The sequence below is a fragment of the Flavobacterium piscinae genome, from assembly GCF_004122145.1.
GTDB classification, from domain to species: domain Bacteria; phylum Bacteroidota; class Bacteroidia; order Flavobacteriales; family Flavobacteriaceae; genus Flavobacterium; species Flavobacterium piscinae.
Map to the genome: position 1 here is coordinate 311,775 of NZ_SBKQ01000002.1, position 10,383 is coordinate 322,157.

Genomic DNA, 10,383 nt, shown 5'->3' on the forward strand with positions numbered 1-10,383 from the left:
AGTGCTTATAGTTTATGTGGGATAAAAGGATAATTTTCTTGTTCGTACACCACGTCATACAATTGCTGTACTTCAGGAAACGGTGATTCTTCAGCGAATTTTTCGCATTCATCAACCAAGTCTTTTACGCGTTGATCAATCACTTCAATTTCTGCATCAGTAGCATAATTATTTTCTTTGATGATGTCTAAAACTTGTGTGATAGGGTCAATTTTTTTGTATTCTTCCACTTCGTCTTTGCTTCTATACAATTGAGCATCAGACATCGAGTGTCCTCTGTAACGATAAGTTTTCATTTCTAAGAAAGTAGGCCCGTCTCCACGACGAGCTCTTTCAATGGCTTCGTGCATGGCTTCGGCTACTTTTACGGGATTCATTCCATCAACCGGACCACATGGCATTTCGTAACCTAATCCTAATTTCCAAACGTCAGTATGGTTAGCTGTTCTTTCAACAGAAGTTCCCATAGCATATCCATTGTTTTCACAAATGAATACAACAGGAAGTTTCCACAACATGGCCATATTGAAAGCTTCGTGAAGTGAACCTTGACGAGCAGCACCATCTCCAAAATATGTTAGTGTAACGCCACCGGTATTGAAATATTTATCAGCAAAAGCCATTCCGGCACCTACCGGGATCTGAGCTCCAACGATTCCATGACCTCCATAAAAGCCATGTTCTTTAGAAAAGATGTGCATTGAACCACCCATACCTTTAGAGGTTCCGGTTACTTTTCCATAAAGTTCGGCCATTACTTTTCGTGGATCAACACCCATTCCGATAGGCTGAACGTGGTTACGGTAAGCTGTAATCATTTTGTCTTTAGACAAGTCCATTGCATGTAATGCTCCGGCTAATACAGCTTCTTGACCGTTATATAAATGTAAAAACCCTCTCACTTTTTGTTGGATGTAAACGGCAGCTAATTTGTCTTCAAATTTTCTCCAAAACTGCATGTCTTCATACCATTGCAGATAAACTTCTTTGGTGATTTTTTTCATTTGTTCTATTTTGAATCTTTTATGTTTGTTTTGTCTGTTTCACAAATTGGTTGTGCACAAATTTGCGAGTAGCAAAAATAAGACATCCTAAGTAGATGTAAAAATTTAATCGACTTAAAATGACAAACTTTATGAAAAGTTATTTACGATAACGTTATAGTTGATTTTAGTATTTATAAGTAATTTTTATCAAATACTAATGGCAATAAGTTGGTTAACGAATCTGATTTATAAATTTCGCCCGATTCGCCCATAAAAAATATTTCGATGGGTGTTTTTTGCTTAAATTCATATTCTGCAATTGATTGGCGACATGAACCACAAGGAGGAATTGGTGAAGTAACGGGTTTTTCGTCCGATGTAGCAGAAATGGCTAATTTTAATATTTTGGCATCGGGATAAATAGCTCCTGCCTGAAAAATGGCTACTCGCTCTGCACAAAGTCCGGATGGATAGGCCGCATTTTCTTGATTGGAACCTAGAACTATTTTCCCGTTATCAAGTAAAATTGCTGCACCTACTTTAAATTTTGAATAAGGAGCATAGGCTTTTTTTCTAACCTCAATCGCCATTTCCATCAAATCTTTTATTTCTGATGGCAATTGTTCTTTGTTTTCAAAAACCGAAAATTCGGTAGTAATCGTAACTTTTTTCATAGTATATAGTGGAAAAAAAATCCAAACTTCATTGTTGAAATTTGGATTTTTTTTTAATTAGTATGATTGATTAATATTCGTCATATTTATCTCCAAAATTAAATGTAAGGGAGAATCGCAATGTGTTTTCAAGTGGATTTCTAACCTTAGATGCGGAAAACAAATAAGAAACATCTAATTTAATGACAGTATATTTGAATCCGGCTCCAAAAGAGAAATATTTTCTCGCTCCTTTTGTTTCATGTTCGTTAAAGTAACCTAATCGAACAGCAAAAGAATCTTGATAATTATATTCAGCACCTAAAGCCCAAGTAAATTCTCTCAGCTCCTCGCTAAAGCCATCCGGTGCATCACCAAAAGATTGAAATATTCCTGAAACCCAACCAATTCGTTGATAATCATCTCTCGCTTGAACTCGTTCTTCATTAGTGATTTCTCCATCTCCATTTAAATCAGGATCTTGCGGGGTTGGCACTAACAATTTAGTAACTTCTGCATTTAATCCGATCTTATTGTATTCATCAAAAATAAAATCAAAACCACCTCCTAAACGCATGTTGGCCGGTAAGAAATTTGAATTTAATTCTGTTAAATCGTCATCATAATTAATTTTCGGCCCTAAATTCTGAAGGTTGAATCCAAGTCTCCATCTTCCGTTAAAGCTATCATATGCCTCTTCTTCTGATTGATAGTATCCTGCTACGTCAAAAGCAAATGAACTTGCCGGTTTTCCATCGGTGGCACCATCTGGAATACGTAATTGGGAACGTATGTATCGAAAAGCGACAGACGTAGAAAAACGCTCACTTAATTTTAAGGCGTAAGAAACATCAACGGCTAGTTCATTTGGACTAACCACACGAGCAACATCATCAAAATTTTCTCTCAATTCTATATCTCCTAAACTAAAATAACGCAAGCTTCCGCCAAAGGCACTTTTTTCGCTGATACGATTATAATAATTTACCTGCCCTAAGGAAATATCATTTACTAAATCTGTCAAATAAGGGGTATAACTAACTCCAATTCCAACTTTTTCAAGTGCAAAAGCATATTTAGCTGGATTCCACTGTTGAGAATATGCATCCGGTGAAGTAGCCACACCAATGTCTGCCATACCTGCTGCACGAGCATCAGCAGCAATTAATAAAAATGGAACCCCGGTGGTAATTACTCTATTTTGATCTTGTGCAAGAATGTTTTGAAATGCTAAAAGGCAAATTAAAAATACGGTTATTTTTTTCATTATAAAATCTGGATAATAATTAACAAATATAGTGTTTTCTTAAAGTATTACAAGTTTTTCTATTTTTTCAACTTTTTTGTTTGTTAAATTTGACTTAACAGTGAGTTTATACACATAAACTCCTTTTCCGATTTTATCACCAAAATCGTCTCTCCCGTCCCATGTGATCTCCCTCGATAAAAAGCCCTCTGTATTCACAACTTGATTGATTGTCTTGACAATTTTACCGGTTATAGTAAAAATTTGAACTTGTACATCCAACGGTTCAAACGGTCGATTGTGTGAGAACCAAAACTGAGTATAACTTACAAAGGGGTTTGGATAATTAAGCACGTTAGTTAGGCTAATTGTTTCGTCACCCACAACAATAAATTGAATTTCTGCTGAAACAGGATTATTATAAACATCCCAAGCTCTAAAAGTTATTGTGTGTAAACCAGGAGCCAAATCTCTAAACGGAAATCGAACTTTTCCATTAGTATAATCATTTAATTCGGTTTCATAATAATCATTTAAGATGTATGGATTATTTTCGTCTCCGTCTAAAATTGCAACAATATCATGACCAATTCCACTGGCAGTATTGATTCCGTTTTCATCTTCTAAAAAAGCTAGGAAAATTGGACTAGCGTTAGTGATTCCTCCAGAAATAAACGATTCATCATTCATGTAAAGTCGTACTCGTGGACCAATATTATCTTCCGGAGCGTTTTCGTTGATTCCTCCAATTAATATAGAAGTATCAAAACCGGTTTGGTCTTGCAACACTGGGTTTGTACTTTTAGCATAAAAACTAATTCTTCCATTTCCAACCGGAATAGAAATATCTTTAGGCACTATAAATTCAATTTCAAACAGTCCATTTGAAACTGAGGCATTACCTCTGAAAATCGTTTCTCCCAAGGTTTGAAAATTCATCAAAATTAAATTATTAGCTCCATCTCTTGTATTATCGTTCCCTAATGTTGTTCTATTAATTGACTTGTCGAATATCTGAACAGCAATATCTCCATTGTAATTCGACAGCAAAACATCTCCATTATTATCACGAATTTCCCCTGTTAATTTAATTTTACTTAAGGCATTAAATACAACTGTTGAGGATGCTACAGGCTCGTCATTGATTGTTGTTAAAACAATTTTCGGTTTTGGAATAGCTAATTTTAAAGCAGGATCACCAATATAAAAGACCATAAGTGTTGGACTATTATAATTATTTTTGGCTCTTCGTAATGCTTCTGCAATACTTATTTCTTCATTAGAATTTTGATCATAACCATACAAAAAACTAGAGAATTCTTCATTAATATTTTGTCCTGTGGTAACCCCTATTTGACGTGTGGTTGTAATTAATGAAATTGCTCCCCCTGTCGGATTCCAATAGGTATATTCACCAGCTGTTGGTCGAAATGGATTGTCAAATCGTGTAAATTCACATGTTACTGTTACAATTAGTGGATAGCGGTATTGATTGTTTAAATTTTGTGCATCTGTTTTCTCAAAAATTCGCTCTGAGGAAAGTTGATCTTCACCACCATGTCCAAAATAATTAAATACTAAAGACCCATTTTGTATAGCATTTAATAATTCTTGTTTTAATTTAGGGTACCGTTGACCTCCTGCTGAGGCTTCCTGAACGTATGAGTCTGCATGAAATTTTAATACATTTACAAAAGGTTTTTCATCATTGATTGTATTTCCCAAATTATCTATACCATTTTGAATTTGATTTTCCCAACTTTCGTCAACATCATCAGACACTAAAGTAAAATTGTTTCTCCAACGACCATAAGAATTAATGTCATGATATTGAATAACTTTATCAACCATTTCCTTGGCTTGTTGTAATGAAGAAACTAACATTCTACCTACTGCTATATCTAATCCATTCGCACCAAATCCCATTAACCCTTCATTGTCGTCCATCATGCCATAAAAATCATCTGACATAGTTGAACTTAATAGAGATTCACTATTAAGTGAATGAAATATTGGAACAATATTAGTGTTATTTGGAATTCTGTCCTTATAATCAAAAGAGGCATCACCAAACAAATTAAGATATTTTATTCTTTTTGAATCATCTGAAGCATTATTGTAAACATATTTTACGAGGTTCCGAATTGCACCAATATCTTGTTTACCGGATGAAAACTCTTGGTAAATTTTATCTAATGTTACTACTTTTACATTTAAATTAGAATAATTTCTATGAAAGTTAGCAAGTCGTTCTGCCTCAGAAGCTAGATTTAATGGTGAAATAATAAGATAATCTATATCTTGAAACTGACCTTGTGCATTATTAAAAATTGTTCCTTTAATATCTTGATTAACCACTTTCGATTGCGACTCCCGTAGTGGAGTAAAATAATCGTTAGCATCAATTGCAATGTATTTTCTAATTTCTCCTAAATCTGCTTTAAAATTAAATATTGAACTTCCGCTATTTTCATATTTGGAAACATTGTAAATATCAGTAATATCCCAAACTTGTTGAATACCTGATGCATTAGTGAGTTGAAATTCACCAATTCCAATTAAAGTTGAACTAGAATTATTCTGGAATCGAAATTGTTTTCCATAACCTTGTAGGTTGCTTGTTGCCCTTGCAATAATATAATTTAAATAACCTTTAGCACTGGGAACTCCATTATTGTTATAAGTAAGCTGAACAGATAAATTTTGAGTTGAAGGAACAGAAAGCGTTGTAGTTCCATTTGAATAAAGGGTTGAACTAAAAGTTGGAATGGCCGAGAAATTAATACTTTGTTGTTGCCCTCCGGCAGCAATTGTTAAACTTGAACTGGACAAAGAGACAGCTGCACTATTTACTGTTAATTGAATTGTTGAATTGGCCAAAATCGTTGGAAAACTAAAATCAATAGTCTGAGGGGTTTGTGAACTGAATTGATCGCCATACCAAATTCGACCAATTCTTCCTATATTATTGACATCTTTTTCATAAAATTGATAATCATCATAAGTAGAAAAAACAATTGAGGCAGATTCAGAAGGTTGGATAGCATTCTCTATTCGTTTTCCACTTCCTCCTTGAGCAGTTATATAATAATAAGATTTTTCAGCATATAGATTTAAATGAGTTGAACTTTCAGCATTCCAATTACCAAAGCCTTCTGCATAAAATAGGATAAAATCGTCAGGATTAAAAACACCGTCCTCTTCTCCTACGAAAAGAATTGCATTTTCTTCTAAATCGGAAGGATACTCAATACTATTCAACAAAGGAATCATTCTCCCTCCGTTTCCATAAATTTTTATATTTCTGGGATCGACATTAACATTCATTCCGAGTTGACTTAAAAAACTCCTTGAAATTTTATAAACTCCGGATTTTTCAATATAAAATCGATACCAATCACCGGTCGATAAAACTGAACTTTGAATACTATTAAAATCAAATCTATTCCCAAAATTTTGTAGAGAGTTATCCGCATTTTTATATGTAATAGTGAGCGATTTAACTTTTTTATAGCCATCAATTGATTTAATTACAGGTGAAAAAGTTAAAAAAAACTGTAAAGCTTCTCTTGTTTTTTCATTTTTTGCATTCAAAGTGATTGCAGAAGGTATCTCTTTTACATTTAAATCCCCAAGTTCATTTGGGGAAATATTTTCATAACTAACTGATGAGATTTGTATAGAATTTTCGTCTATTGGCAACGAAATATTAAACTTTTGAGTGAAAAAAATCATTCTTTTACTATCGTCAAAATAAAAGTTTTTTAACTGAAAATGAGGAAGGTTTAAAGAATGATTACCAATATTATATAACGTATTACTTTGCCAATCAATATTAATATTTATAGTATTTTGAGCAAAACTTACTACAAAATTAAACAATAGGTAAACTAGTATAATCTTTTTCATATCATCTCTAAAACGCTGTGTTTGCAAATTTATTACAAGATATTAATAATTTGTAATCTTTTAAATATTATACTAAATAAAATATTTTTACGTTATCGCTATATGGAAAACAAGATATATTTGTTTTTTTTTACAAATATTTTAAAAATCTGTTGTAATATAAAGGTTAATTAGTATATTGCGGCACTAAATTTATTACCTACTTAACGTATGAAAGTAAACAAAATTATGAAACTTAAATTGCTATTGGGATTAATAGTAGCTATTGGATTTGTTAGTTGTAGTAAAAATTCAAGCTCAAAAAACTCATCAACAGCAACCGGTTGGAAAATCAACGATAAAAAAGGTGGTTTTCAGTACGCATCAAACTTCAAAAAACAAGAAGCTGCCCCTGGCTTGATTGCAATTGAAGGTGGAACTTTCACTATGGGAAAAGTTCAGGATGATGTAATGCATGATTGGAACAATACTCCAAATCAGCAACACGTCCAGTCTTTTTTTATGGATGAAAGTGAAGTTACCAACCTCATGTACATGGAATACTTGGATTGGTTAAAAAGAATTTTTGATCCAAACGACGAAAACTATACTAATATATATAATGGTGCTTTACCGGATACTTTAGTATGGAGAAATCGTCTTGGGTATAATGAAACAATGACCAATAATTACTTAAGACACCCTGGCTATAAGGATTATCCTGTCGTAGGTGTCAATTGGATTCAAGCAGTAGAATTCTGTAAATGGAGAACTGACCGTGTTAATGAAGATATTTTGGAAAAAAATAAATATCTTAAAAAAGATGCAAAATTAACTGATGCTTCAGCAGAAAAATCATTTAGTACAGAAACCTACATCAACACTCCATCACAAGCTTTTGGCGGAGATGAAGAAATCGTTTTGAAAGGTAAAGGAGGACGTGCAAAACCTTCTGCCGGAAAAGACGGAGAAACTTCAGAAGCAAAAAATGTTTATGCTACACGTTCTTCAGGTTTAATCCAACCGGAATATAGACTCCCCACTGAAGCTGAGTGGGAATATGCAGCAGTTGCTAATGTTGGAAACAGAGAATACAATTTATACCAAGGCAGAAAGAAATATCCATGGAATGGTAGTTATACAAGAACTAGCAAAAGAATTGTTAAGGGAGACCACTTAGCCAACTTCAAACAAGGTAAAGGAGATTATGGCGGAATTGCAGGTTGGTCTGACGATGGTGCAGATATTACTCAAGTTGTAAAATCATACCCTCCTAATGATTTCGGTTTATATGATATGGCTGGAAATGTTAATGAATGGGTTGCAGATGTATACAGACCTAGAGTTGACGACGAAGCTAATGACTTCAATTATTACAGAGGTAATGTTTACATGAAAAATAAAATTGGTGAAGACGGAAAAGTAGAATTAATTACTTCCGAAAACATCAAATACGACACTTTAGCAAATGGAAAAATCATTGCTAGAAATTTACCTGGACAAATTGCTCAAGTACCTGTTGACGAAAAAGAAACTTACTTAAGACAAAATTTTGATAAGAGTGATAATAGAAATTATCGTGATGGGGATAAACAATCTATTCGTTTCTATAAATTCGGTTCAGAAGAAGAAGGAGACAACAATGTTAGTGAGAAAAACAGAATGTATGATTCTCCAAAGCATCAAGTATCTGTAGATAGTGCCACTTCAGAGATGGTAAGAAAATATGACAAATCATCTAAAAGAACTACTCTTATTGATGATAATGTAAGAGTTTACAAAGGTGGTTCTTGGAGAGATAGAGCATATTGGTTAGATCCGGCTCAAAGAAGATTCTTCCCTCAAGATATTGCTACAGACGATATTGGTTTTAGATGTGCAATGTCTAAAGTTGGACCAAAATCTAACAAAAAATCAGCAAAAGGGAAGCCAAAATCAACACGATAGTTTTCTTTTACAAATAATACAAAAAGCCCTTTTTAGGGCTTTTTTACTTTTAAATTACTTTTTGTTTTATGGATATTACTCAAATTCATGCTTGCTTTTTAAAATGTTCATCTGTTTCTATTGACACGAGAAGGATTGAAAAAAATTCTTTTTTTATAGCTCTAAAAGGAACAAGCTTTGATGCTAACATATTTGCCAAAGAAGCATTAGAAAAAGGTGCTGACTTTGTTTTAATTGATAATGCTCAATATTATATAGATGAACAAACAATTTTGGTTAACGATTGTTTAGCTACATTACAACAATTAGCTAGTTTTCATAGAAGATATCTAAACTTACCCATAATTGCAATTACCGGGAGCAACGGAAAAACAACAACCAAAGAATTATTTCAGGCTGTATTGGCAAGAAAATACAAAACAAAAGCTACTTATGGAAATTTGAATAACCATATCGGGGTTCCACTTACATTATTATCTTTCACAAAAGAAACTGAAATAGGCATTGTTGAAATGGGTGCAAATCATCAAGAAGAAATAGCTTTTCTTTGTGAAATCACGCAACCGGATTACGGCTATATTACAAATTTTGGCAAAGCTCATTTAGAGGGTTTTGGTGGTGTCGAAGGTGTTGTCAAAGGAAAATCTGAGATGTATAACTATCTATCTGCATCCGATAAAAAAGTGTTTGTAAATCTTGATGATTCCATACAGAATACAAAAACCAAGAAAATGAATCAAATCACTTTTAGCACTTCATTTCCTAATAGTTTTATTTTTATCGATAAAATTGAAGCAAACCCATTCGTGAAAATTTCTTATCAAAATATAGAAATTCAATCTAATTTGATTGGACTCTATAACGCTACGAATATCATGGCTGCAATTACCGTTGGACGCTATTTTAACGTTGAAAATGAAGAAATAAAAAAATCCTTAGAAAGCTATCTACCTGAAAATAATCGTTCCCAAATTATAAACAAAAAAAGCAATGAAATAATTCTAGATGCATACAATGCAAATCCAAGTAGTATGGATGTAGCTTTACAAAACTTTATTCAGTTAGATAAAAATTCGAAAATAGCTGTTTTAGGTGATATGTTTGAACTTGGTAATGATAGCTTTCAAGAACATCAAAATATTATTAACAAACTCTATTTAAACGCAAATTTTGATTGTCATATAATTGGTAAAGAATTTTTTTTAGCTAAAAAACAAAAATCAAACCTCTATTATTATCAATCTTTTGATGAATTTTCAAAATATTTACAAAACTATCCTTTTGAAAATTCTTTTATTCTTATAAAAGGTTCTCGAGGCATGGCTTTAGAAAGAACGCTTCAATATATTTAAAATTTGGGCGTGACCACAAGGATCGGGCTATCCGCTACAAGTCCTTGCTTGTCGTACCATCTCGCTGTGGGCTTTTCGCTACTATCCCTCACGCAGTTCAGTGTATCAAAGTAGTTCAAAAGAAATAAAACTCTATCATAATTATTTAATAACAAAAAACCCCTCATCGATTGATGAAGGGTTTTCAAAAGAAGGCGGCGACATACTCTCCCACAAAATGCAGTACCATCTGCGCAGGCGGGCTTAACTTCTCTGTTCGGAATGGGAAGAGGTGAGCCCCGCCGCAATAACCACCTTAAGTTTTTAGTTTT

6 protein-coding genes and 1 rRNA gene are annotated in these 10,383 nt (G+C 33.2%); 2 read left to right on the forward strand and 5 right to left on the reverse strand.

Annotation, left to right across the window (positions count from 1 at the left end; all coding sequences use genetic code 11):
* Positions 1-5 precede the first annotated feature (5 nt).
* From pdhA to porU, 4 genes are all read right to left on the reverse strand, one after another.
* The gene (pdhA, locus tag EQG68_RS02970) at positions 6-1,004 is read right to left on the reverse strand and encodes a pyruvate dehydrogenase (acetyl-transferring) E1 component subunit alpha (RefSeq protein ID WP_129463295.1); all 999 of its coding nucleotides are present in this window, start codon (positions 1,002-1,004) and stop codon (positions 6-8) included.
* Between the two features lie 173 nt (positions 1,005-1,177).
* Positions 1,178-1,660 carry a cytidine deaminase gene (gene cdd / locus EQG68_RS02975; RefSeq protein ID WP_129463296.1) on the reverse strand — a complete coding sequence of 161 codons (483 nt, stop codon included), beginning with the start codon at positions 1,658-1,660 and terminating at the stop codon, positions 1,178-1,180.
* Positions 1,661-1,730: 70 nt separating this feature from the next.
* On the reverse strand, positions 1,731-2,906 hold the full coding sequence (porV, locus tag EQG68_RS02980; protein WP_129463297.1) for a type IX secretion system outer membrane channel protein PorV: 1,176 nt from the start codon (positions 2,904-2,906) through the stop codon (positions 1,731-1,733).
* A gap of 39 nt (positions 2,907-2,945) precedes the next feature.
* Positions 2,946-6,794 (reverse strand): type IX secretion system sortase PorU, encoded by a 3,849-nt coding sequence (gene porU, locus EQG68_RS02985; RefSeq protein WP_129463298.1) that lies wholly within the window; start codon positions 6,792-6,794, stop codon positions 2,946-2,948.
* 210 nt (positions 6,795-7,004) lie between these two features.
* Between porU and gldJ the strand changes: the two genes are divergently transcribed.
* Entirely contained in the window at positions 7,005-8,720 is a 1,716-nt protein-coding gene (gene gldJ, locus EQG68_RS02990) for a gliding motility lipoprotein GldJ (RefSeq protein WP_129463299.1), read from the forward strand.
* 68 nt (positions 8,721-8,788) lie between these two features.
* Positions 8,789-10,072, forward strand: coding sequence for a UDP-N-acetylmuramoyl-tripeptide--D-alanyl-D-alanine ligase (locus EQG68_RS02995; RefSeq protein ID WP_129463300.1), 1,284 nt, complete (start codon positions 8,789-8,791; stop codon positions 10,070-10,072).
* Between the two features lie 189 nt (positions 10,073-10,261).
* Here EQG68_RS02995 and rrf read toward each other — a convergent pair.
* Positions 10,262-10,370, reverse strand: a 5S ribosomal RNA gene (gene rrf / locus EQG68_RS03000).
* Positions 10,371-10,383 lie beyond the last annotated feature (13 nt).

Excerpts from the sequence above, each read along its gene's own strand:
- porU (WP_129463298.1), bottom strand. The coding sequence starts at position 6,794 with ATGAAAAAGATTATACTAGTTTACCTATTGTTTAATTTTGTAGTAAGT.
- porV (WP_129463297.1), bottom strand. The coding sequence starts at position 2,906 with ATGAAAAAAATAACCGTATTTTTAATTTGCCTTTTAGCATTTCAAAAC.
- pdhA (WP_129463295.1), bottom strand. The coding sequence starts at position 1,004 with ATGAAAAAAATCACCAAAGAAGTTTATCTGCAATGGTATGAAGACATG.
- gldJ (WP_129463299.1), top strand. The coding sequence starts at position 7,005 with ATGAAAGTAAACAAAATTATGAAACTTAAATTGCTATTGGGATTAATA.
- EQG68_RS02995 (WP_129463300.1), top strand. The coding sequence starts at position 8,789 with ATGGATATTACTCAAATTCATGCTTGCTTTTTAAAATGTTCATCTGTT.
- cdd (WP_129463296.1), bottom strand. The coding sequence starts at position 1,660 with ATGAAAAAAGTTACGATTACTACCGAATTTTCGGTTTTTGAAAACAAA.